Genomic DNA, 23,793 nt, shown 5'->3' on the forward strand with positions numbered 1-23,793 from the left:
GGACGATTGCACCGCCAGAGTTCTGCATTCCGAAGAGCTGCCTTACGCGCCGATCGGATACTGGCTTGTACAGGTGACCCTGGAGGTCACCCCATCGAACGGACCACAATTCGTAAGAAGACTGCTGAGGGAGATCCCACGGGGGAAGTCGCCCCCGCGACGGGGCGAGAGCTACCGGCTGAGATGCAGCTCGGCAAACGAGTTCGCTTACTGACCCTTTGCTCGGTCTCGAATAGTGGCCCAACTACCCGAGCTCCCTGCGAGCCCCCTCCCTGTAAGTCCGGTGTAAGCGCGTCGTTATAGCCTCCCGCTGTGGAGCTGAGATGCGGAGGGCGGGGATGCGCAACTGGCTTGTCGGGTACGTTACGGCCTTCGGCTTTCCAATCCAGAGATGGGTGCCGCCAACCCTCGCGCTGCTCTTGGCCTGGGCCCTATTTGCACGGTGGCTGTCCCGGTGAGCCGCTTCGTCCTGGCGACTGGCGCCCACCGGCCACGGTCGACGATCCCGGACCAACCTACCAGATGACGGCCGCGCATATCAGCGCCAAAGGCACCGCGGCGCCCCCGATGATGACCCACCTGCGCATGTCCGCAGGATCTCTGGAATAGGTGAATATCTGGAAGGCCACGAAAAGGCAGACCGCGGCGCCCAGAATGATGCGAAACAAATCCGATGGCGTGTCGTAGGCCGACCAGATGGTTTCGTTTTGCGGGCTTGCGACGCGAGCAGTTATGACCACCACAAGGGTCAGAAACAACGTCCGCAGGATAAGACCGAGGAAACGCATGTGGCGCCCTGATTCACGCTCGTGTGTAACACTAGCACGAATCGTGCCGAAAAGCATTCATTTGGCTGGCCCCTCGCCAGCTCCAGACAAAAATCCCGGAGCTTTGCCCCGGGATTCCTGCTTGCTCCGAAGGTGAGCGGCGTCAGACCTGAGAGTGGCGTGCCATAAAATTGTCATAGCCCACTTCGGCGACCTGGAACCACTGATAGCCGTTGTTGGAGAACGACGTCAGCGAGTCATAGACCTTCTTGAAATTGGCATTGGTCGCCGAAACCTCGGCATGCAGCTCCTTGGCGGCCTTGAAGGACGCTTCCATCACCGCAGACGGGAATGGGCGCAGCTTGGTGCCGACCGCGAGCAGCTTCTTCAGTGCGACCGGATTGGCCTGGTCGTAGCGCGCCATCATCCAGTTGTTGGCGAGATGGCCGGCCTGCTCGAGCACGAACTGATAGTGCTTCGGCAGCGCATTCCACTTGTCGAGGTTGATCATCGCCACCAGCATCGGGCCGCCTTCCCACCAGCCGGGGAAGTAGTAGTTCGGCGCGACCTTGTAGAAGCCGAGCTTCTCGTCGTCGTAGGGACCGACCCACTCGGCCGCGTCGATGGTGCCTTTCTCCAGCGCCGGATAGATGTCGCCGCCGGCGAGCTGCTGCGGCACCGCGCCGAGCTTCTGCATCACCCTGCCGGCGAAGCCGCCGATGCGGAATTTGAGGCCCTTGAGATCGTCGACGCTGTTGATCTCCTTGCGGAACCAACCACCCATCTGGCAGCCGGTATTGCCGGCAAGCAGCGAGGTGACGTTGTAGCTCTTGTAGAACTCGTTGAGCAGCTCCTTGCCGCCGCCCAGCATGAACCAGGCCTGGTTGAGCCGCATGTTGGGCCCGAACGGCACCGAGGAGCCGAAGGTGAAGGTCGGGTCCTTGCCGAAGTAGTAATAGGGCGCGGTGTGCCCCATCTCGACCGTGCCATTCTGCACGGCGTCGAGCACCTGCAGGCCGGGCACGATCTCGCCGGCGGCAAAGGTCTGGATCTGGAACTTGTTGTCGGTGGCCTCCCCCACCGCCTTGGCCATCAGCTCGGCGCCGCCGTGCAGCGTGTCGAGCGACTTCGGCCAGCTCGTCGTCAGGCGCCATTTGAGTTCCGGCATCGTCTGCGCAATCGCGGGAGCTGCGACCGTTGCCGCGCCTGCGACGCCCAAGCCCGTGACCTTGATGAAATCTCTGCGCTTCATTTGAATCCCATCCCTGTATGATTGTGTTTGTCCGAGCGTCGACTGCTTGCGATCGTCGCGCTGCGTTTCTTTGCCGTCATGACCGGTGACCGATCACGCGCCGCCTTCATGCCGAGGCTTCGGACGCGAGCATGGAACATCCCCTCGGCGAATGCCAGACGCAAAAAACCCGGCCTCCTTGCGGAGGCCGGGCTACTTAAGTCGAAGCCTTGCGCGCGTTCTCTTCTCGCGAACGCTCGAAGCGCTGTTAGCCGCGGGTGCGCGAGCGGATCATGAAGCTGTCGAAGGTGTATTCGGCGACCTGCCACCACAGATACTGGTCGGAACGGTACGCCTGCATGGCGTCGATCGACTTCTTGAAGTCGGCGTTCTTGGCCGAGATTTCACCCCAGAGTTCGTTGGTCGCCTTGAGGCAGGCCTCGAGCACTTCGTTGGTGAACGGACGCAGCTGCGTGCCGCCGGCAACCAGCCGCTTCAGCGCCGAGGGGTTCTGCATGTCGTAGCGCGCAGCCATCCAGGTGTTGGCGTTGGCGGTCGCGTTGGTCAGGATCGCCTGGTAGTTCTTCGGCAGCGCGTTCCACTTTTCGAGGTTGCAGTAGGCGTGCACGGTCGGGCCGCCTTCCCAGAAGCCCGGATAGTAGTAGTACTTGGCGACCTTCTGGAAGCCGAGCTTCTCGTCGTCATAGGGACCGACCCACTCGGCGGCGTCGATGGTGCCCTTTTCGAGCGCCGGATAGATGTCGCCGCCGGCGAGCTGCTGCGGCACCACGCCGACCTTCTGCAGCACCTGACCGGCGATGCCGCCGATCCGGAATTTGAGGCCGGAGAGATCGGCGACCGTCTTGATCTCCTTGCGGAACCAGCCGCCCATCTGGGTGCCAGTGTTGCCGCAGGGGAAGCCGATCACGCCGAACTTCTTGAAGAACTCGTTGCCGAGCGCCTCGCCGCCGCCCTGATACCACCAGGAGTTCTGCATGCGGGCGTTGAGGCCGAACGGCACCGACGCGTAGATCGCAAAGGTCGGGTCCTTGCCGACATAGTAGTAGGACACGGTGTGGCACATCTCGACCGTGCCGTTGGAGGTCGCGTCCAGCGCCTGCAGGCCGGGGACGATTTCACCGGCCGCGAACACCTGGATCTGGAACTTGTTGTCGGTCATTTCGGCGACATACTTCGCCACCTGGTCGGCGCCGCCATAGATGGTGTCCAGCGACTTCGGGAAGCTCGAGGTCAGGCGCCACTTGATTTCAGGCGAGGACTGCGCAATCGCCGGCGCGGCAACCGCCGTCGCGGCAGCACCGGCCGCAGACACTTTCAAAAAATCACGACGCTTCATCGTAAGGCTTCTCCTTGAGGGGCGTTTCCCAGTGACCGCAAGCAGTTCTCCGGCGGGAGGCTTGCAAGCAGAACATTCGCAAAAGGCCCGCCGAGGCGCTCTCGATCGGCCCTTTAACACGGAAGACGGCCTCACGGAAACGCGACAATGGCATGACCGCACCAATTAAACGAAAGTCTGATGAGGCGGGAAACTTGCTGGAAAATGCGGGCTCAGGCTGCTGCGACGACGGCTTGCAGCGGCTCACGGACCTTGTTGCCGTCACGCGGTAAATCGCCGCGTGCGGGCCACCCGGCTGGCGTTCAACCACCGGGCTCCCGTGGCAATCAGCGCCGCGTCGCCTCTCGCGCCTTCTTGGCTTTATCGGCCAAATGCCGCCCACGCCGGATCCAGCTTTGCGCGGTCGTCTTGCTGACGCCAAACGTCTTGGCGATCGCTATGGCGGCCTCGCCGATCGAGTCGGATTTCTTCGCAAGGTTGAACGCCGCCCGGGAGGCCTCTTCGCGCTTCTCCCGCGTCAGGTGCTTGCGGCGCTGTTTGTTTGCTTCGCGTGATGCTGCCATGTCGCTGGTCGCCTCACGGCCCCTCCCCGTATGTCGGCTGCCCGTGCCCGCCTTCAATTGACGGAACGGTGGTACGATTCGGCCAGTGCTGCACCAACATACAGGCCGGAAGCGATTCAGCAATCGTCCGAGGGCGACAGGCCTGTGAAGAAAGGCCGCCGGGACGCCGGCGCTTCAAGGCCCGTCGGCCATGGCGCGGGCTCAGGCGGCGGCGATGACGCCTTGCAGCTGCTCGCGGACCTTGCTGCCGATCGCGCGGTAGATCGCCGCATGTGGGCCGTCCGGTTCGCTCTCGACCACCGGGTTGCCGGAATCGGAGGCAGTGCGGATGGCGATGTGCAAGGGGATCTCGCCGAGGAACGGCACCCCGAGCTTCTCGGCCTCGTGGCGGGCGCCGCCATGGCCGAAGATGTCCGAGCGCGTGCCGCAATGCGGGCACTGGAAATAGCTCATGTTCTCGACAATGCCGAGCACCGGCACATTGACCTTCTTGAACATCGCCAGTCCCCGCCGCGCGTCGATCAGCGAGAGGTCCTGCGGCGTCGAGATGATGACGGCGCCCTTGAGCGGGACGTTCTGCGCCAGCGTGAGCTGGGCGTCGCCGGTGCCAGGCGGCATGTCGACGACCAGCACATCGAGCGTGCCCCAGGCGACGTCGCGCAGCATCTGGGTGATCGCCGACATCACCATCGGCCCGCGCCAGATCATCGCGGTGTCCTCCTCGACCAGGAAGCCGATCGACATGATCGACAGGCCGAAGCGCTGCAGCGGGATCATCTTCTTGTCGTCGTTGAGCTGCGGTTTCTCGCGGATGCCGGTCAGCCGCGGCACCGACGGGCCGTAGATGTCGGCATCGAGCAGCCCGACGCGCAGGCCGATGTCGCGCAGACCGAGCGCAAGGTTGAGCGCGGTGGTCGACTTGCCGACCCCGCCCTTGCCGGAGGCAACCGCAATGACGGCGGAGATGCCGGGGATCTCGGCCTGGCGCGCCATCGGCGATTGCGCACCAGGCGGGTGCGGATGACGGTGCGCGGACGCGGGCTGGACGCCGCCGGCCGGTCGCGGCGCAGGCGCCGCACCACCCGCCTTGCGCTCCGCGGTCAGCGCGATCATCGCGACGCTGACGCCGGGAATGGCGCGCACGGCGTTCTCGGCCTGCGCACGCACGCTCTCCCAGGCGCGAGCTTCCGCGGCATCGACATTGATCGAGAAGAACACCTTGCCGTCGGTGACCGTGATCGCCGACAGCACGTTGGCGTTGGTCAAGGCTGTGCCGCGCGGCGACATCACCTTGGCAAGACAATCGAGAACCTGTTGCTGCGTCACGCTCACCGCGCATCTCCCGGAAAACTCAAGAGAGCACCCATAGAGCGTTGCAGCGCAAAAGGCTACCTCGCTCCGACGTCGTCCCGCCGCTCGGCCGGCGCTGCGGCGCCGCCCTCCTTGGCGGCCTCGTAGTTCAGCTCGATCATGACCCCGTTGGGGTCGTTCACGAAGATCTGCCACAGGTCGCCGCCGGGAACCTGGCGCGAGTCGAATTCCATGCCTTTGGACTGCAGCCGCTTCCGCATCCCGTCAAAGCCCTGACTGGCAAAGGCGACGTGATGGACGACGCCCGAGTCAGGCTTTTGCGCCTCGTCGGTCGCGGAAATATCGACCAGATGCACGACCGCCTTGCCCTCGCTGTACATCCACGCACCGGGGAACGCGAAGTTCGGCCGCGCCCCCTTTTCCAGGCCCAGAATGTCCTCATAGAACCGCACCGTGGCGGTGAGATTCCGGGTCCGGATATTGAAATGATCGAGCACACCGACGCTCATGCCCATGCGATACACTCCCTTTTTTGTGAGGTTCTTTGGTGGGGCGATCCTAGCACAAAACCGGGGTCTGCCATCCAACGAAGCCGTTGCCCTCCGCTGCGCAGGGGGTATGGTGCGGCTCCCTTCCATGGACGGAATGCCCTGCCCGCCGCGACGTTTTCCGGCGGTCTCACGGGGCGATCACCACGGCAAATCACAAGGTAACAGACATGGCTAAAGTCGCTTTCCTCGGTCTCGGCGTAATGGGTTTCCCGATGGCGGGACACCTCGTGAAAAAGGGCGGCCATGAGGTCACCGTTTACAACCGGACCGCGGCGAAGGCGAAGGAATGGGCCGACAAGTTCGGCGGCAAGACGGCGCCGACCCCGAAGGCCGCCGCCGAAGGCCAGGATTTCGTGATGTGCTGCGTCGGCAACGACAACGACCTGCGCGCGGTCACGATCGGCCCCGACGGCGCCTTTGCCGGCATGAAGAAGGGCGCAACCTTCGTCGATCACACCACCGCCTCCGCCGAGGTCGCCCGCGAGCTCGATGCCGCCGCCACCAAGGCCGGCTTCAAGTTCGTCGACGCGCCGGTGTCGGGCGGCCAGGCCGGCGCCGAGAACGGTGTGCTGACGGTGATGTGCGGCGGCAGCGCAGACGCCTACGCCGGCGCCGAGCCTGTTATCACCGGCGCCTATGCGCGGATGTGCAAATTGCTCGGACCGGCAGGCGCCGGCCAGCTGACCAAGATGGTCAACCAGATCTGTATCGCCGGCCTCGTGCAGGGCCTGTCCGAGGGCATCCACTTCGCCAAGAAGAGTGGCCTCGACGTCGCCGCCGTGATCGAAACCATCTCCAAGGGCGCAGCGCAGTCCTGGCAGATGGAGAACCGCTACAAGACCATGAACGAGGGCAACTACGATTTCGGCTTCGCGGTCGAGTGGATGCGCAAGGACCTCTCGATCGCGCTGGCGGAAGCCCGCCGCAACGGCGCGACGCTGCCGGCGACCGCGCTGGTCGACCAGTTCTATGCCGAGGTCGAGAAGATGGGCGGCAAGCGCTGGGATACGTCGAGCCTGCTGGCGCGGCTGCAGCGGTAGTTCATCGACCTCCCCGCTTGCGGGGCAGAGCTATCGCAGATGGCACTCGCTGCTTCTGTGACAGCCTGCCTCCGCCTTGGCATGGGCGCACTGAAAAATATCGAAAACAACCCCATGCAAAGTAGCCAGCGGCGCCGGCGTTCGACATGACGACTTGACACGTCGGGCAACTCAGCGGCACAATTCCATTATTCCGAAATCGCGCCAGGAATTGCGGTGACAGTGCACTTACTTAATCGAGGTTGACTGTGCTTCGGCTGGCAGAAATGAGAGTCCGTTAAGTGCACCGTAGTTCCCCAGCGGTAAGCCGGAGGGGGCCTTCTGACAGGTGAGAGCAGGACTCGCATCAGTTGGGATACTTCTTGGGCTCGCGCTTCTCGCGGCGCGAGCCACCGCCGCTGAGCCGAACACCTGGCGCTGTGACGGCAAATTCGGCCTTTGCCGCTACCTGAACTGGAAGACGAACCAGGAAATCATACCGCCTCGCTTCGAGCGCGGCATGCCGTTCAGCGAAGGCTTGGCGGCGGTCAGTGTTGGCGGACGGTTTGGATATGTCGACGAGCGCGGTGAGATCGTCATCGAACCGAAGTTCGATCTCGCCGGCGAATTCTTGCATGGCTTGGCCGAGGTCCTCGTTGGGGACAAGGCCGGGATCATCGACCGCAAAGGCGCGTTCGTCATCCCACCGATGTTTCGCCGCGCCATTCCTTTGACGGGTGACGTCGTCGTTGCGATCGAAGACAGCAAACGCTCGGGCTATCTGGACTTTGGAAGAATTCCGTACGATCTGACGAACGCCGGCCTCTACCATATCTCCGGCTATTGGGTGCGGAAGCCTGAACCGAGATGGATCAGCCTGTTCGATAAAGCAGGCCGCGGCCTGATCTGGGCCACCGAGCGCGACAGCAGGCTTTACGGACTGCTGGCAAGCAACGGCGAATGGGTCGTTGAGCCGCAGTACGAGTCTGTTGGACAGCTCTACGACGAACGCGCGCTGGTCGGGAAGCGTGTCGACAAAGTGAAGCTGTCCGGCTGGGTTGATTCCACGGGCCAGATCGTGGTTCCGCTGCAGCCACTGGATGTATCAAACGGCCAAGGGCAGGATTACCGCGCCAGCAACGACAACGGCAGGGTTCTCGACACTTGTCCGAACGGCGTGCGGGCAATCTTGATCGACCGCAAGGTTCAAATCGTCGACGCCGGCGGACAGCCGACCACTCCCTACCTGTTCGACCCCACCGGACGGCCGACCTGCATCGACCCCTTTCCTGTCAGCCTCGACGGAATCTGGAGCTTTATCGGTGTCGACGGCCACCTGCTGTTCGATCCGCCCGCATTCAAGGACCAGCTTGGCTTCAAGGACGGATATGCCGCCGTGTCGGACGGTCAGAAATGGGGCGTCATCGACACTTCGGGCCGCTTCGTTCTGCCGATGACCTTGGAAAGATATATCGGACGCCGCGACGGACTTTTTCAGGTCGTCATCGCCGGCCGCGAGGTCTGGCTGACGGCAACGGGTGAAGAGCGCCCGGAGCCGCCGGTCGCCCACGCGGCGCGGAACGGGCTCGAATGTGGGCACGGGCTCGAGTTGGTCGAACGCGATGGCCTGTGGGGCATTGCCGATAACGACGGGACGCCCACGATCCCTCCTCGCTACCGCGCGCTCGATTGCTTTCGGGACGGTGTTGCCTGGGCGGCGATCGACTCCAGACATCAATGGTGCGCGCTTGGTCCCGACGGCCTGTTGCGGGATAGGCCTGCCTGCAAGACACAGCACTATCCGATCACATGGACCCACTCCGTGCCCGAACGGTTCGACCAGGACCTATTTGAGGACAGCGTGCTATGGTCGCGCGCCTATCTCGAATACCGCGCGGGCCGCCGAGCCAGTGCCCCGCGATGGGTCTCGGACGGGATGCGCTGAAAGAGTTAATTTAACTTCCGGTTAACGCTTTTCTTTAGCTCTTTAAGGTAACGCTTAATGAATTGGCGTCACAGATAGACAATGCAAAAAGCCCGCGCGGTTCGCGGGCAGGATTTGTGTTGTTGATGAGTAATCCCGCAGAAAAGCCTGAAGTTGTACAGCTTCCGGCAGGACCTCAGGTGACGGTGCCGGTCAACAGCCGGCGCGTCGCAGCACAGCGGGTGCGCGAGGCGCGGGATCGGTTAACGTCAACCAGTGGAACCCGCCCGGCGTTCGACGCCGAACTGCTTCGGCAATATGCCCAGACCCGGATATCGGCATCCTACGTCGTGATGCTGCTCGTGGTGGCAACTGGCATCCTGTTTGGCCTCTGGATCAAGCCGATCGTGGCCGCCGCCTGGACGGTCGGCATCCTCGGCGTCCATCTTGCGATTATCCGCAGCTGCGCCCGCTTCCTCGCCGAGCCGACCTCCGTCGCGGTGACCCGCAAATGGCGGACGCGCTTCGTGCTGCTCGACCTGCTGTACGGCCTGTGCTGGACCGCGATCCTGATCCACCCTGCCGGGCGCGATCTCTCCTCCAACACGCTGATGATGTTCCTGATGCTGCTGGTGATCGCGGTCTCCAGCATGCTGGCGGCGAGCCTGCCGATCGCAGCACTCGCGGCGACCGCACCGGTGACGGTCGGGATCGCGCTCGACCTCGTGCTCAACGGTGCGTTCGACAATTACGTGCTGGCGCTGCTCGCGCTTGCCGCCGAGGGCTATTTCGCGCTGCTGGCGCATCGGCTGCATTCGACCACGCTGGCGACGCTGGAAGCCCGTGCCGAAAAGGACGCGCTGATCGGCGAACTGGAACAGGCGAAGGCGATCTCAGACGAGGCGCGGCACCGCGCCGAATCCGCCAACGTCGCCAAGTCGCGCTTCCTGGCTCAGATGAGCCACGAACTGCGCACGCCGCTCAATGCCATCCTCGGCTTCTCCGAGGTGATGAAGAGCGAGATCTTTGGTGCGCACGCGGTGCCGGTCTACAAGGAATATTCCGCCGACATCCATAATTCCGGCGTGCACCTGCTCAACCTCATCAACGAGATCCTCGATCTGTCGCGCATCGAGGCCGGCCGCTACGAGCTGAACGAAGAGGCCGTGGCGCTGGTGCATGTCGTCGCCGACTGCCACCATTTGCTGAAGCTGCGCGCCTCCAGCCGCGGCATCACCATCCACGAGGTGTTCGAGCATGGCATGCCCCGGATCTGGGGCGACGAACGCGCCATCCGCCAGGTCGTGCTCAACCTGCTCTCCAACTCGATCAAGTTCACCCCGCAGGGCGGCGAGATCTGGCTGAAGGTCGGCTGGACCGCGTCGGGCGGGCAGTATCTGAGCGTCAAGGACACCGGGAGCGGCATCGCCGAGGACGAGATCCCGGTCGTGCTGGCCTCGTTCGGCCAGGGCTCCAACTCGATCAAGTCGGCGGAACAAGGTGCGGGCCTTGGACTGCCGATCGCGAAGAGCCTGATCGACATGCATGGCGGCACCTTCACGCTGAAATCGAAGCTGCGCATCGGCACCGAGGTGATCGTGACCTTGCCGCCGGAGCGGGTGATGAGCGCACTGGCGCCGATGACGGAAGAAGCGCCGCCGATGCAGCCGGAGCCCGTCGAGCCCGCGATGGGCGCCGACCGGAAACGCGTGCGCCGCAAGTCGATCATGAGTGCCGGCACCGGATTGTAGAGCATGTCGCGGAAGATCGTGACGCGGTTTTCGTTGCCAATAGACGCAAGGCGTTCGCGCCAACACCATGCTCGCGACAAAAAGCCGGGGCGTGATGGCGCATCCCGATTCGACCGACTTGCACTGGCGGGTGAAACGGTCCAACAGTTGAAGAATGAGCTCAGAGACGCCGTGTATCGCAGTCTGCATGATGGACCCCAGGACGAAGCTCTGCTTCGGCTGCGGTCGCACGCTTCCGGAGATCGCGCGCTGGCACAAGATGGACCGCGCCGAGCGGCTGTCGGTCATGGCGACATTGCCGGCGCGGATGACCGAAGCTGGGCTCGAACGCATGGAGCCGCGTCCGAAGCGCGCGTAACCACCGCCGCGACCGGAGCCGCACCGTGACCCGCATCCTCCTTGTCATCGTGCTCTTGATGGCAACCGCCGGCGCCGTTGTCACGTACGGCGATCCCGATCAGATCGCGCGCGCCAGGCAGAATCTGACCCAGATCTTCGGCCGCAGCATCGCCGCGCCGGCCGCCGCCCCTGCCCCCGCGGTGCAGATTGCGCGCAGCCAGGGCGGCGAGTTCGCGTTCCGCGCCAAGATCAACGGCGTCAGCGCACCGATGGTGATCGACACCGGCGCGACCTCGGTCGTGCTGACCTGGGAAACCGCCAAGGCGATCGGGCTGCCGACCGACATGCTCGAATACAATGTCGACCTGGAGACCGCCGGCGGTCACACCAAGGCGGCGCGGCTGACGCTCGATCGTCTCGCGGTCGGCAAGCTGGTCGAGAAATCGGTGCCTGCGCTGGTGGTGCAACGCGGGCAGATGAAAACCAACCTGCTCGGCATGAGCTTCCTCGATCGGCTCGAAAGCTGGGGGGTCCGTTCCGACACGCTGAGCCTCACCGGATACCCGGACGTCACCGGCAGCATCAACACCTCGGCCCGTCACCGGCGCCCGCGCGCGGTTGTCGACTAGCGGTGTGCATCTCAGGCAAAGCCTAAGTCAGTTGGCTTAGCCCGTCATCGACAGCTCTTGATCTAAATCGGATATGTCAGAAGGTCCGGTGAAAATTAGTGCTGTGCGCCAACGGGCCCGAAAGCCTCATTTTGCAGATGCCGCTCGTGACGTATCCTCTCCGAGTTGTTGACCCTGGGCCAGCCTCCGCTCCAACATGCCCATTACGGTGCTTACTTCGTCGAAGGCTCTGGAGTGGGAGTCGTCTCCCCCCAGATGAGTAAGGTCGAACACCAGAATTTTCTGCTGAGCAATCGCGCTCTTGTACGGTTCTTCTTCCGGATTGATGTCGCCGACGCGGTTTGCCCCTCCCGCAATTGTTTTTGAGATTTTGAGAGCGACATCATCTTGAGACAGAAGCAATCCGATGCGAGGGCGCCGGGACCCCATCTCTCCGACCTGGCTGATGAACTGGTCAAACGCGACGTCGGGCGCGACAAGTGCCACGTTCTTCAGCTTCGAAATCGTGTTACCGCGGGATGCTTTCATATGGAGCGCATCAAGGGTTACAAGGCAACCCATGGAATGGCAGACAAGTGTGATCTCCTTGATGCTAGGATTCGAGTTCACAACGTCCAGGAATTGGGCCAGGGGCGCGGCTGACTGCGCCGCAACCTTGCGGTCGTACTCATACGACCCCAGATTTGCGGCTCCCTGTGACGGCCACGAAAAGAGGACCGGAACAACGGGAAGTCTGCCGTCTTGCACGAATTGGGCGTACCGATACACCGCATCGTCGAAGCGGTTGTTGAATCCATGAACGAAGACCATCGCCTTGCTGCGATGTTTTGCTTTTGCCACGATGGTGACAGCATTTCCAAATCCGGCGCGATCCAGATACTCCGTCGACGTCGTTACAAAGTCTTTACGTGGGTCGCCCGGGAGAGTCACCGGCCACTGTATTTCGCCGACCGCTCGTGAATCATCCGGCGGAATAGAGACCGTGACCTGACCGAAAGCCATCTCGTTGGACGGATCCCGGCCGAACATCTCGCCGGCATCACTGCTGGACCGAGCGCGCGTCGTTCCGATAAGAATAGGGACTTGCGAGGCGGCATCAACCGTCTCATTGCTCGGCACAAGCACGCCTTGCAAGGGACGGATCGTGCATGAACAGCACGCAATGGCCGCCAACACGGCAATTGTAAGCCGCAAAGAAGCGACAGCACGGCCCCGTGGATGCATCCGGCTCTCCTCTTGCCACACAGCGAGGACTCGAAGCAGCCAGCATTCTCATAGCGTCTGCCTGACCTTGACCTTCGGCCCCCGCCGGCGGGTGCATCCAGCACCTGAGTGAGTTCCGCACAATTCGGATTGATTCAGATCAATGATCCGGTCCGGTTGCCGAGTCCACCGGGAGCCAGACAGCCGCTCCCACAAACCTGAGTGGCCTTACCGGTCCGCCATTACCGGTCGTCGTCGTGGATCGATGACGGATGCCGGCATAACGGCGTGACCTGGATCTCCATGAACGGAAACAGCGGCAGGCTGGACAAGATGTCGTGCAATTCCTGCGCGCCCGCCACATCGAAGATGCTGACATTGGCGTAGCGGCCGGCCACCCGCCACAGATGGCGCCAGGCGCCGGTGCGCTGCAGCTCCATGGCGCGGGCACGCTCGGCCTGCTTCAGCGCATCGACCTTCTCGGCCGGGAGATCGTGCGGGATCCGCACGTCCATTTCGACGTGAAACAGCATGTTGGTCAACTCTCTTTGCAAGCGATGAAGCGGTAACGCGTGGAGCCGCCGCGCGATCGCGGCGGCTCCATTGCTCTGTCTATCAGATCGTCAGCCTTGTCGTCAGCCTTGCACCAGGCCGCGGCTGACGAGGTTGATGTCATCGGGATTGACGAGATCCTTCGCCGTCCAACCCGAAACGTCATAGTCGCTCATGCAATTGCGCACGAAATCCTGCATGGCGCCGAGGTCGCCGGTCGCGCTCGCGGCCATCAGCGTCTCGACGCGAAGGTTCTCGTAATTGCCCGCATAGTTGCGCTCGTAGAGCTCGTGCCGGCCGCCGAACTCGGAGCCGACCGCGTCCCAGAGCAGCTTGAGCAGCTTGATCCGGTCGATCGCGGCATAGCCGTTGGAGCCGCGCACGAAGCGGTCGAGATAAGGTCTGATCGCCTCGCTCTCCAGATCGGCCGAGCTTGACGGCAGATAGATCAAGCCGCTCGCGACGTGACGCTCGATCAATTCCTTGATCCGCGGATAGGCCATCGGCGCGAAGACGCGATAGGCCAGCCCATAATTCAGGTTGGGCAGATTGTAGCCCTCGGTTCCCTGCCAGGCGATCGGCGATTTCACCATCGCATCCGAAATGCCGTGGAACAGATTGCGCCAGGCGATCACCTCGCCCACCGCCGTCTGCACGCCGCGGAAATCCTTCGATCCGGTCGCCTCCACCGCCATCGAGAACAGGCCGGCAATGAAGTCGAGCTTGACGGCAAGCCGCGTCACGCCGTGCAGCGTGAAGCGCGGGATGAAGCCCGACGCCGGGAAGAACTGGTTGATCTTGTCGACGTCGCCATAGATGAAGACGTTCTCCCAGGGCACCAGCACCTTGTCGAAAACGAGGATCGAGTCGTTCTCGTCGAAGCGGCTGGACAGCGGATAGTCGAACGGCGAGCCGGTCGCAGCCGCGGTGAATTCGTAGGACGAGCGGGCGATCAGCTTGACGCCCTTGGCGTCCATCGGCGCCGTGAAGATCAGCGCGAACGACTTGTCCTTGATCGGGATGCCGTAGTGGGCGATGAAATTGTAGTGCGTCAGCGCCGAGCCGGTCGCAACCACCTTCGCGCCCGAGACGATCAGGCCGGCGTCGGTCTCCTTCTCGACATGCATGAAGACGTCGCGCACGTCCTCGATCGCCCGGTCGCGATCGATCGGCGGGTTGACGATGGCGTGATTCCAGAAGTCGAGCCGCTCCTGGGTCCGGGCATACCATTTCTTCGCGTTGCCGGCGTATTCGCCATAGAAGCCCGAGTTCGCGCCCAAGGTCCCAAGGAACGCCGCCTTGTAGTCCGGAGAGCGGCCCATCCAGCCGAACGCAACCTTCTGCAAGTCGGCGATCGCATCGCGGCCCTTGATCAGGTCGTCGGCCGTGCGCGAGCCAAGGAAGAACGGATGGGTCAACTGTCCGGAGCCGGTGTCGGTCAGGACGCCGATCTGATCCTTCTTCTCGTGGAAGCGGTCGTACCAGCGCGCCACCATCCGCGCCGAATTGCGGAAGGCGGGATGTGCGGTGACGTTCTTGACGCGCTCGCCGTAGATGTAGATTTCCCGGCCATCCTGGATGCTGTCCAGGAATTCCGCGCCGGTATAGACGCTGGTGGTTGGCGCTGGCGCGTCGGCCCGCAGGGCAGCTGCTGTAGTCATGGGTTTCTCCTCCGCTTGTGTCGTTGGACCGACGGGCGTTGCCACACCGGCCCCGACCATCCCGTCACGCTCTTGGTCGGCGTGACATCGGCGGAAAAGCTACGCGCTCAGCCTGAGCGGGCGAAAGGTATCACACCATACCGCGCGAACCGTCGCAGCTCGGGCTATGACTCAGGTGGCACGGACCGGACGGCAATGATCGTCCGGCCGACGCAGCGCCGCAGCTGATGCAGCAATTTGCACGGCACGGCAAGGGAGCGAGAACCGGAGCGAGCCATGGGCAAAGGTTTGGCCAAGGATCTGGGCAAGGATTTTGACAGCGCTGCTGTCGCTTTCCATCGCGATGGGGAATTGGCCCTCACGGCCAGCGTCGTGACCATCGGCGCGTTCGACGGCGTTCATCGCGGCCATCAGGAACTACTCCGGCAGACCATTGCGGCAGCGCGACGCCGCGGCATTCCGGCCGTGGTCTATACCTTCGATCCGCCGCCGAAGGTGTATTTCGGCCAGGCCGAGGCGCTGATCTCGCTCCGCGAGAAGCTCGAGCGCATCGCAACATTTGCACCTGACCATGTCATCGTCGCCGACTTCAACCCTATCTACGTCCGGCGCACCGCGGCCGATTTCCTCGCCGAGTTGCAGCTTCTGCAACCGCGTGAAGTGATCGTCGGCAAGGATTTCCGCTTCGGGTCCTGCAAGGGCGGTACCGCGCAGCTGCTGCGGCAGTACTTCAACACGCGCATCCTGCCGCCGGTGCGCTGCGGCAATGGCGAGATCGTCTCCAGCAGCCGGATCCGCTCGCTGCGGCGATCCGGCCTTGCTGCCGCCGCGGCTGCGCTGGAAAACTGGCGGGACATCGTGACCACATCACCTGCCAATCGATCCGGCCAGGCCCAACTCGAGGTCATCAGCCAATGACCGCCATCGATCCGCGCGAGCTGCGCAACGCCTGTGGCCAATTCGGTACCGGCGTCACCATCATCACCACGCATTGCGAGGGACGCGATCACGGCATGACGGCCAATGCCTTCATGTCGGTCTCGCTCGATCCGCCGCTGGTCGCGATCTCGATCGCGAGAAGCGCGAAGATGCTCTGCAACATCCAGAGCACCGGCCGCTTCGCGGTCAGCGTGCTCGCCGAAGGCATGGAGGATCTCGCCTGGCATTTCGCAGGCAAGCCCAGGCTCGACCTTTGCGACGTCTTCGAACGCCGCAACGAGCTACCCGTCATCGCCAACGCGGCGGCGTATTTCGTGACCGATCTTGCGGACGAGATCGTCGCGGGCGACCACACCATCTTTCTCGGTCATGTCCGCGAGATGGCACTGGAGCCCGGCAAAAAGCCGCTGCTGTTCTGCCGCGGCCGCTTCGGCGGCCTTGCCGACCCGCACCCCGCGCCCGCGACGCTGGAGAATGCTGCCTACGAATTTATCTGGTGAGACCGCCAGAAGATATTCCCGAACACGGGGATGCAAGTTTGATCCAAACTGCAAGAAAAGGAGGAAACGACCATGCTGAACGTCAACAAGGACACCATCACCGACCACGTGATCGCCGCGCTCTCGAACGACATTCCGGATCGCAACCGTCAGATCATGACGAGCCTGATCCGCCACATGCATGCGTTCTGTAAGGAGGTCGACCTGACCTTCGCCGAGTGGTTCGCGGCGTGCGAGTTCCTGCGGCGCGCCGGCGACATCTCGGACGAGAAGCGCAACGAGTTCATCCTGATCGCTGACATTCTCGGCGTCGAGGTCTTGGTCGATATGCTCGACCACCGCGTCACCGATGGCGAGAGCGAGTCCACCGTGCTCGGGCCGTTCTACCGGGAAAACCCGCCGGTGCTGCCCAAGGGCGCCTCCATCATCAAGAAGACGTTCGACAACGCGCAGACCGTCAAGGTCAGCGGGCGCATCAGCGACACCGCGGGGCGGCCGATCGAGGGCGTCACCATCGACGTCTGGGAAGACGCGCCGAACGGGCTCTATGACCTGCAAGACCCCGAGCAGCCGGCCTATAATCTGCGCGGCCGCTTCACCACCGACGCCAACGGCGAATACGCCTTCGTAGCGCTCCGCCCCGAGCCTTACCCGATCCCCTATGACGGTGCCGGCGGCGAGCTCCTGAAATACATGGGCCACCATCCCTGGCGTCCGGGCCACATCCACTTCATGCTGTCGAAGGACGGCTATCAATCGCTGATCTCGCAGATCTACGATTCCGAGACCAAGTATCTCGACAACGACTCGGTATTCGCCGTGAAACAGAGCCTGATCGGCAAGTTCGCCAAGGCACCGGCCGGCGCCGACACCGATCTCGTTCTCGATTTCGACTTCAAGCTCAAGAAGGCGGCAGTCGAGCGCCTTGTCGCGGCTGAGTAATCCACACCACGCCCTGCCAGGCCGGGAAAGCCTGGCAGGGTTCACTTTGAACTGACCCGCGAGGACATATGAGTCGTGCCGTGATCGAAATCGCCGAGCCCGTGGAGCCAGTGCGGAGCCTCGCAAGGGACACCGCGATCCGCAGTATCCGCGCCACCATCGTCGAAACGCCGACCCGCCGGCGGCACAAGCTTTCCAACACGGAAGTCACGCATCAGGGCTACGTTCTGGTGCGTGTGCTGCTTGACAACGGCGTGACTGGTATCGGCGAAGCCTCGACGCTCGGCGGGCCGCGCTGGGCCGAGGAGAGCGTGGAATCGATCAAGGCCGCGGTTACGAATTACCTGGCGCCGGCGCTGCTCGGCCAGCCTGCCCTCGCCTTCGAAGCCAATGCCTTGCGCATGAGCAAGGCCGCGACCCGCAATTTCGCGGCCAAGGGCGCGATTGAGTCCGCCCTGCTCGACGCCGCCGGCAAGACGCTCGGCCTCCCCGCCAGCGCGCTGCTCGGTGGTGCGGTTCGCGAGCGCATGGAAGTGATCTGGGCTCTGGCCTCAGGCGACAGCGGCCAGGAGCTGGAGGAAGCGAAGGAGAAGCTGCGGCGCCGCGAACACCGCCACTTCAAGATCAAGTTCGGCTTCAACCGCCCGCAGGCGGATGTGAAGCGGTTGCAGACGCTGCGCGCCGGCCTTGGTGACGAGGTGCGCCTGATCGTCGATGTCAACCAGGGCTGGACCGAAGCCGAATGCATCCGCTTCATGCCCGCGCTGGAAGAACTGGACGTCGCGCTGGTCGAGCAGCCGGTGTCCGCGCTGCAGCTGGAAACCATGGCGCGTGTCGCGGCGCGCACCTCCATCCCGTTGCTTGTCGACGAAGCGGCCTTCACCAAGGAGGAAATCGCCCGCGTCGCCACGATGGGTTGCGGCAGCGTGTATTCGCTAAAGCTCGTGAAGAGCGGCGGCCTGTTCGAGATGAAGCGCGCCGCGGCGGTCGCCGGCGCGCACGGCCTCGAGCTCTACGGCGGCTGCCTGCTGGAGAGCAGCATCGGCGCAGCCGCGCATCTCGCCGCATTCGCCACCCTGCCCAGGCTCGAATGGGGCAGCGAGCATTTCGGCCCGCGGATCCTGGTGGAGGATCTCGTCGTCGACCCGATCAGATTCGACGCGTTTGAGATCTGTGTGCCTGATGGCCCGGGCCTCGGCGTCGAAGTCGACGAGGACAAGATCCGCGCCTTCGCCCGAAAGGACTAGCCAGATGGCGTCGTTCCCGCGGACAATTGACAATGCAGGGATGCCCGCTCAGTCTTCGCACTGGAACCACCGTCTCGATCATGCGCCGATGACCACGCGATATCAAACCAGGCAGGCCTTTCCCGCAGCTTCCGCGGAAGCGCGCGGACAAACGTCCGGCTGACCGTGACCGATCGCGACGACGTCATGGATCTGAGGCGGCTGGTCTACTTCGTCGCCGTCGCCGAGGAATTGCACTTCGGCCGTGCCGCATCGCGGCTCGCGATCGCCCAGCCGCCGCTCAGCCGGCAGATTGCGCAGCTGGAGAGCGATCTCGGCGTCGTGCTCATCGACCGGAGCCGAAGCCAGATCCGGCTGACCCAGGCCGGCAGCGTTCTGCTGGAACGTGCACGCGATGTGCTGGAGCGGCTCGATCGGACGCACCGCGAGATCAAGCGGATCGGCGAAGGCTTTTCAGGTCACCTGCGCGTCGCCTTCGTCGGATCGGCGACCTATGGCGTGCTGCCCAACGTGATCAAGGCGTTTCGTTCGGCCTATCCTGACGTCGAGCTCGCGCTGTCGGCGATGAACAACGCCGAGCAGAAGCGCGCGGTGATCCAGCGCGAGATAGATATCGCCGTCGCCCGCCCTTCGCTCGACGACGAGGAATTGAAGTCGGAGCCGCTGCTGCAGGAGCCGTTGATCCTCGCGCTGTCCGACACCTCGCCGCTGCTCGAGCAGCAGGTCACGCTTCTGTCGGCGCTCAAGGCCGAGACATTCATCCTCTATCCGCGCAAGCCGCGCCCGAGCTTCGCCGACCACATCCTCAACATCTGCCTCGAAGAGGGCTTCATTCCGAAATCGCAGGTGCTGGCCCAGGATTATCAGACCGCGATCAGCCTGGTGTCGGTTGGCGTCGGCATCGCGCTGGTGCCGCAATCCGTCTCGCAGGCGGACCGGCCCGGCGTCGCCTATCGCGCCTATGAGGGACACAATCCCGGCACCGCGCTGTCGCTGAACTACCGGCGCGACAACCGGATGCCGCACCTCTTCAACTTCCTGAAGATCGCACAGGACGTCACGCGGCGTCAGCGCAAGCAGTAACTCGCCGTCAGGCCGCGACCGACGCAAGCGGACGATCGTCAACACGTGCGATCGCGTCGCGAAGCACGTCGATCCCGGCGCCCGGCCGTACGCCGTTCTCCGCAAGGTGCCTGCGAAACGCACGCGCACCGGGGACGCCGTGGAAGGCGCCGACGAAATGACGCGTGATCGAATGCAGCCGCGTGCCTTCAGCCAGTTGCCGCTCGATATAGGGCAGCATCGCCGCGAACACGTCCTTCATCGTGGCGTGCGGCGGCGTTTCTCCGAACAACTCGGAGTCGACGGTGAGCAAGCGCCACGGCTCCTGATAGGCCGCCCGCCCCAGCATCACGCCATCGACATGTGCCAGATGCTGCTTCGCTTCGGCGATACTCGTGATGCCGCCGTTGATGATGATGGGCACATCCGGCAGCGCCGCCTTGAGGCGATAGACGCGATCGTAGTCGAGCGGCGGGATGTCGCGGTTCTCCTTCGGCGACAATCCGTTGAGCCAGGCCTTGCGCGCATGCACGACGAGCGCATCCGCGCCCGCGGCAATCACGCCGCGCGCCAGCGTATCGAGCGCGACTTCCGGATCCTGGTCGTCGATGCCGATCCGGCACTTCACCGTGACAGGAACTCTCACCGCGCGCTTCATCGCCGCAACGCCCTCGGCGACTAGCGCGGGCTCCGCCATCAGACAGGCGCCGAAACGGCCATCCTTCACCCGATCCGACGGACAGCCGACGTTGAGATTGATCTCGTCATAGCCGAAATCCTCGCCGATCCGCGCGGCGGTCGCGAGATCGCGCGGATCGGAACCGCCGAGCTGCAGCGCCACCGGATGCTCGCTGGCATCGAAGCCGAGCAGCCGCGCCCGGTCGCCGTGGATCACCGCACCCGTGGTCAGCATCTCCGTATAGAGCCGCGCCCGCCGCGACATCAGCCGATGGAAGACCCGGCACTGCCGGTCGGTCCATTCCATCATGGGGGCTACGGAAAATAGATAGTCCTGATATTTCAATGATTTACCTTAGCATTCAACAGGGAAGCCTCATGAACGTGCGCACTTCAAACTGGCCGAATTTGCGCACGCTTGTACCCGTTTTGACCGGTGAGTGCACACCTGACGCAAAACAAATCGGCGCGTTGCCCGAATGTCCGGATCAGCTCTCCCGGAAGCCTATTGCGCTTTGCACTCGGCCTGCTCGGCGCGGTCGAGATCCGGTCCGCGCCGGGCGGCCCCGGGCTGCGCGCGGGCAAAGCACACCGCTCGCCCACTTCCCTTCGAACACCACCTTGTGGACAGCACCGTCGCGTCAGCACGGAAGATGCATGAGAGGAAACGCGCGGCCTCGGTTGCCAAGGCTCGTTCCATGTCGCAGCAGAGGCTGCATATTTATTTTAAGTATAAAGTATCAATGTCGGCCAAGGGATCGCCAAGGCGCTCGTTGGAAAACCGAGGAGAGCGCCCTTCGGCGCGCCACACGCCGCAAATTCTTTACATCGGCAAGCAGCTTCGCGCGCCTTGAACGAGCCTTGTATTTACTTTTGGCACGAACTATCTTCAAGACAACATCGAGGTCGCCGCGTTCAGCCGGACCCGGATGCCGCAGGAGATTTGATTTGGCAGTCGCGAAGGAGTCCCCACCTGTTTCGCCCAAGAGCGGGGTCGATCAGGAGGCCGAGTACCGGGCTCAGACACGGCTTTGGCTTCGGCTGCTTGCCTGCACAACCCTGATCGAGGGTGAGCTGCGGCGCCGGTTCCGCGAGGAATTCGATTTCACGATGCCGCGCTTCGACGTCCTGGCCCAGCTTGACCGCGAGCCGAGCGGACTGGTGCTGGGAGAGCTGCCGAAGCGCCTGATGGTCTCCGCCGGAAACCTCACACCCATCGTCGATCGCCTGGTCGAGGACGGCTACATCACCCGCACACCCTCTAACCTCGATCGGCGCGTGCAGATCGTTTGCATGACCGTCGAGGGCCGCAAGGCATTCAGGCGCATGGCCAAGAGCCATGGCTCATGGCTGGCCGAGCTGCTGGCGGGATTCCCGGCCGGCCGGCTCGATGGATTGACCAGCGAGCTCGACGAGCTCAAGGGCGCCGTCAGGGACGCGATGCGGAAGCCATAGCTGACGTCGGCATCAGGGCGCCCTGCTCAATCCTCTTGCCGATGTTCAGCTGCGCATCGCGCTCCGATGCAATCCCGCCGCCCATCAAGGCAGCAACTTGTACTTCCCGTCCTCGATCTGAACCAGGATCCGCGCGCGGGCATCGACGCCGTGCCGATCCGCCGGCGTGTAGGAGTAGACGCCCTGCGTCCCGGCCAGCTCCTTGGTGGTGAACAGCGCCTCGCGAAGCGCGTTGCGGAATTCCGGCGAGCCCGGCTTGGCACCGGTCGCCAGCGCGCGCTTGGCCGCATCGACGAACACCAGCCAGCCATCGAAGGAATAGGATGAAAACGAGTCGGTCGGCGCCTCGCCATTCGCCTTCTCGAAGGCCGCGCGGAACGCCAGGGCAACCTTCTGGATCGGATTGCTGGCTGGAAGCTGCTCGGCCGCGGTCACCGGTCCGGTTGGGCAGATAATTCCGTTGGCGGCCTTGCCGGCGAGCCGCAGGAAATCGGCGCTGATGAGCCCGTGGTTGCCGTAGAGCGGTCCCTTGTATCCACGCTCGGACAAGGCGATCACCGGCAGCGCACCCGGCGTTCCCGTGCCGCCGAGCATGATGGCGTCGGGACGGACCGCCAATGCGCGCAGCACCTGGGCGGTCACCGACGAATCCGATCGAGCGTATCGCTCGTTGGCGATGACCTTGATGTCGGCCGCCTTGGCGCTTTGCGACAGCGAGTCGTACATGAGGTCGCCGAAGGCATCCGAGAAGCCGATGAACGCGACGGTCTTCAACCCTCGCGCCTTCATGTGGTCGACGATGCCCTGAACCAGAAGCGGCGTCGGTTGCGGCGTCTGCACGACCCAGGGCCCGCCATCGCCGGGCGGCACCGCCGCGATCGGCGACACCGCGATCATTGGAATCTTCATCTCGATCGCGGCCGTCGCCATCGCCAGCGTCTGCGGCGCACCGGACGTGCCGATGAGGATGTCGACCTTCTCCTGCTCGACGAGCTTGCGCGCGTTGCGTGCCGACGCCGTGGGATCGGAGCCGTCGTCGAGTTGGATGACGCGGAGCTTCTCACCGCCGACTTCGCCGACATAGGCCTCGCCCGCCGCTAATCCCTTCGCGTTCGGAATTCCGATCGACGACACCGGCCCGCTGAGGCCGGTGACGAATCCGACGAGGATCTCCGCTTGCCCGACCTGCGGAACGGCAACAAGCAGCGCGGCGGAAGCCAGCAGGGTCTTCATCGAGATCATGGCACCTGTCTTTCTTGATTTGCGTTTCTTCTGCCGGGCAAGCGCCATCCGCTCGCTTCAGTTCGCCGAAACCAACGCGATCACGCGCAGCGGACTGCCGGAACCGTTCTGGATCTTCAGGGGCGAAGCCACAATGACGGCACCGGTGGCGGGAAGCTGATCGAGGTTGCAAAGACACTGAAGGCCATAGCGGCCGGCGCCGTGCAGGAAGTGATGCGCCGGATAAGGCGGCTCGAAATGGCCGGCCTGCCCCGCGTCGGTGCCGATCGTCTCGGTGCCGAAGCCGATGATGCCGCGCTCCTCCACCAGCCATTTCATGACCGCCGGATTCGGGCCCGGGGTGTGTGCGCCGTCATCCCTGAGGTTGGCGTAGTCGCGCCAGCCCTTCTTCGACCAGTCGGTCCGTAGCAGAACCCAGTTGCGCTCGGGGATCCGCCCGTACTTCGCCTCCCAGGCCTCGACGAGCGGAACGGTCAGCAGGAAATCCGGATCCTGCGCTGCCCCGGCCGAGCAGTCGATGACACACGCCGGAGCGATCATGTCCTTGGCAGGCATCGTATCGACGGCATTGTTCGGCAGATCCTTGCCGGTGAACCAGTGAATCGGCGCGTCGAAATGCGTGCCGGTGTGCTCGCCGAAGGTCACGTTGTTCCAGTACCAGGCCGGACCGCGACCGTCATAGCGCGAAATCTCCTGGATCCGGACGGGAGCTGCCTGGCCAAACTCCGGCGGCAGCACGATGACCGGAAAGTCCGGACTGAGCGTGAAGGTCAGATCGACGACGCGCACCGCGCCGGACGAGACCGCACCTGCGAGCTCCAGGAGATTCTTGCTTTGCATCGTCACGTCCTCCCGCTTGGTTGAAACCCT

Annotated in this window: 23 protein-coding genes; 11 read left to right on the forward strand and 12 right to left on the reverse strand. The window is 63.6% G+C overall.

From position 1 onward, the window contains the following. Window positions 1–515: 515 nt before the first annotated feature. The 6 genes from Q0030_RS34860 to Q0030_RS34885 all read right to left on the reverse strand — a co-directional run bounded on the left by Q0030_RS34860 (window position 516) and on the right by Q0030_RS34885 (window position 5,744). Window positions 516–788 (reverse strand): hypothetical protein, encoded by a 273-nt coding sequence (locus tag Q0030_RS34860; RefSeq protein ID WP_298377842.1) that lies wholly within the window; start codon window positions 786–788, stop codon window positions 516–518. A gap of 142 nt (window positions 789–930) precedes the next feature. Continuing rightward, on the reverse strand, window positions 931–2,019 hold the full coding sequence (locus Q0030_RS34865) for a TRAP transporter substrate-binding protein (protein WP_298377843.1): 1,089 nt from the start codon (window positions 2,017–2,019) through the stop codon (window positions 931–933). Between the two features lie 247 nt (window positions 2,020–2,266). Continuing rightward, window positions 2,267–3,355 (reverse strand): TRAP transporter substrate-binding protein, encoded by a 1,089-nt coding sequence (locus tag Q0030_RS34870; RefSeq protein ID WP_097672506.1) that lies wholly within the window; start codon window positions 3,353–3,355, stop codon window positions 2,267–2,269. Between the two features lie 326 nt (window positions 3,356–3,681). Beyond that, entirely contained in the window at window positions 3,682–3,975 is a 294-nt protein-coding gene (locus Q0030_RS34875; protein ID WP_298377857.1) for a hypothetical protein, read from the reverse strand. A 144-nt stretch (window positions 3,976–4,119) separates the two neighbouring features. Then, entirely contained in the window at window positions 4,120–5,250 is a 1,131-nt protein-coding gene (locus Q0030_RS34880; protein ID WP_298377859.1) for an Mrp/NBP35 family ATP-binding protein, read from the reverse strand. Between the two features lie 56 nt (window positions 5,251–5,306). Then, window positions 5,307–5,744, reverse strand: a complete 438-nt coding sequence (locus tag Q0030_RS34885) for a VOC family protein (RefSeq protein ID WP_298377861.1) — start codon at window positions 5,742–5,744, stop codon at window positions 5,307–5,309. Window positions 5,745–5,947: 203 nt separating this feature from the next. Between Q0030_RS34885 and Q0030_RS34890 the strand changes: the two genes are divergently transcribed. From Q0030_RS34890 to Q0030_RS34910, 5 genes are all read left to right on the forward strand, one after another. Further along, window positions 5,948–6,820, forward strand: coding sequence for an NAD(P)-dependent oxidoreductase (locus Q0030_RS34890; RefSeq protein WP_298377863.1), 873 nt, complete (start codon window positions 5,948–5,950; stop codon window positions 6,818–6,820). 328 nt (window positions 6,821–7,148) lie between these two features. Next, window positions 7,149–8,744 (forward strand): WG repeat-containing protein, encoded by a 1,596-nt coding sequence (locus tag Q0030_RS34895; protein WP_298377864.1) that lies wholly within the window; start codon window positions 7,149–7,151, stop codon window positions 8,742–8,744. A gap of 125 nt (window positions 8,745–8,869) precedes the next feature. Beyond that, window positions 8,870–10,474 (forward strand): ATP-binding protein, encoded by a 1,605-nt coding sequence (locus Q0030_RS34900; RefSeq protein ID WP_298377867.1) that lies wholly within the window; start codon window positions 8,870–8,872, stop codon window positions 10,472–10,474. A gap of 154 nt (window positions 10,475–10,628) precedes the next feature. Continuing rightward, the gene (locus Q0030_RS34905; RefSeq protein WP_298377870.1) at window positions 10,629–10,832 is read left to right on the forward strand and encodes a DUF1289 domain-containing protein; all 204 of its coding nucleotides are present in this window, start codon (window positions 10,629–10,631) and stop codon (window positions 10,830–10,832) included. A gap of 25 nt (window positions 10,833–10,857) precedes the next feature. Continuing rightward, entirely contained in the window at window positions 10,858–11,442 is a 585-nt protein-coding gene (locus Q0030_RS34910; RefSeq protein WP_298377873.1) for a TIGR02281 family clan AA aspartic protease, read from the forward strand. Window positions 11,443–11,568: 126 nt separating this feature from the next. Here Q0030_RS34910 and Q0030_RS34915 read toward each other — a convergent pair whose 3' ends face one another. The 3 genes from Q0030_RS34915 to Q0030_RS34925 all read right to left on the reverse strand — a co-directional run bounded on the left by Q0030_RS34915 (window position 11,569) and on the right by Q0030_RS34925 (window position 14,858). After that, a complete protein-coding gene (locus tag Q0030_RS34915; RefSeq protein ID WP_298377875.1) occupies window positions 11,569–12,666 on the reverse strand; it encodes an alpha/beta fold hydrolase in 1,098 nt (365 codons plus the stop codon). 221 nt (window positions 12,667–12,887) lie between these two features. Continuing rightward, complete coding sequence (gene catC / locus Q0030_RS34920) at window positions 12,888–13,178, reverse strand: muconolactone Delta-isomerase (protein ID WP_298377877.1); 291 nt, start codon at window positions 13,176–13,178, stop codon at window positions 12,888–12,890. Between the two features lie 102 nt (window positions 13,179–13,280). Then, complete coding sequence (locus Q0030_RS34925; protein ID WP_298377879.1) at window positions 13,281–14,858, reverse strand: 4-hydroxyphenylacetate 3-hydroxylase N-terminal domain-containing protein; 1,578 nt, start codon at window positions 14,856–14,858, stop codon at window positions 13,281–13,283. Window positions 14,859–15,095: 237 nt separating this feature from the next. Between Q0030_RS34925 and Q0030_RS34930 the strand changes: the two genes are divergently transcribed. The 5 genes from Q0030_RS34930 (at window position 15,096) to Q0030_RS34950 (ending at window position 19,569) form a co-directional block, all read left to right on the forward strand. Beyond that, a complete protein-coding gene (locus tag Q0030_RS34930; protein ID WP_298377881.1) occupies window positions 15,096–15,776 on the forward strand; it encodes an FAD synthetase in 681 nt (226 codons plus the stop codon). Then, window positions 15,773–16,297: a flavin reductase family protein gene (locus Q0030_RS34935; protein WP_298377882.1), complete on the forward strand. Its 525-nt coding sequence runs from the start codon at window positions 15,773–15,775 to the stop codon at window positions 16,295–16,297. Before Q0030_RS34930 ends, Q0030_RS34935 begins: the two co-directional genes overlap by 4 nt. Window positions 16,298–16,369: 72 nt before the next feature. After that, window positions 16,370–17,239 (forward strand): intradiol ring-cleavage dioxygenase, encoded by an 870-nt coding sequence (locus Q0030_RS34940; protein ID WP_176532048.1) that lies wholly within the window; start codon window positions 16,370–16,372, stop codon window positions 17,237–17,239. Between the two features lie 68 nt (window positions 17,240–17,307). Then, on the forward strand, window positions 17,308–18,486 hold the full coding sequence (locus Q0030_RS34945; RefSeq protein WP_298377889.1) for a muconate/chloromuconate family cycloisomerase: 1,179 nt from the start codon (window positions 17,308–17,310) through the stop codon (window positions 18,484–18,486). 186 nt (window positions 18,487–18,672) lie between these two features. Continuing rightward, entirely contained in the window at window positions 18,673–19,569 is an 897-nt protein-coding gene (locus tag Q0030_RS34950; protein WP_298377890.1) for a LysR family transcriptional regulator, read from the forward strand. Between the two features lie 7 nt (window positions 19,570–19,576). Here the strand turns inward: Q0030_RS34950 and dusA are convergent, their stop codons facing one another. Then, entirely contained in the window at window positions 19,577–20,572 is a 996-nt protein-coding gene (gene dusA / locus Q0030_RS34955; protein ID WP_298377892.1) for a tRNA dihydrouridine(20/20a) synthase DusA, read from the reverse strand. A 602-nt stretch (window positions 20,573–21,174) separates the two neighbouring features. Between dusA and Q0030_RS34960 the strand changes: the two genes are divergently transcribed. Next, a complete protein-coding gene (locus tag Q0030_RS34960; protein WP_298377895.1) occupies window positions 21,175–21,681 on the forward strand; it encodes a MarR family transcriptional regulator in 507 nt (168 codons plus the stop codon). Window positions 21,682–21,765: 84 nt separating this feature from the next. On the opposite strand, the gene Q0030_RS34965 is transcribed toward Q0030_RS34960, so the two are convergent. Further along, the gene (locus tag Q0030_RS34965; protein WP_298377898.1) at window positions 21,766–22,923 is read right to left on the reverse strand and encodes an ABC transporter substrate-binding protein; all 1,158 of its coding nucleotides are present in this window, start codon (window positions 22,921–22,923) and stop codon (window positions 21,766–21,768) included. Window positions 22,924–22,980: 57 nt separating this feature from the next. Continuing rightward, window positions 22,981–23,763 (reverse strand): cyclase family protein, encoded by a 783-nt coding sequence (locus Q0030_RS34970; RefSeq protein WP_298377901.1) that lies wholly within the window; start codon window positions 23,761–23,763, stop codon window positions 22,981–22,983. Window positions 23,764–23,793: the final 30 nt, after the last annotated feature.

It is taken from the genome of uncultured Bradyrhizobium sp. (assembly GCF_947648125.1).
Lineage (GTDB): Bacteria > Pseudomonadota > Alphaproteobacteria > Rhizobiales > Xanthobacteraceae > Bradyrhizobium.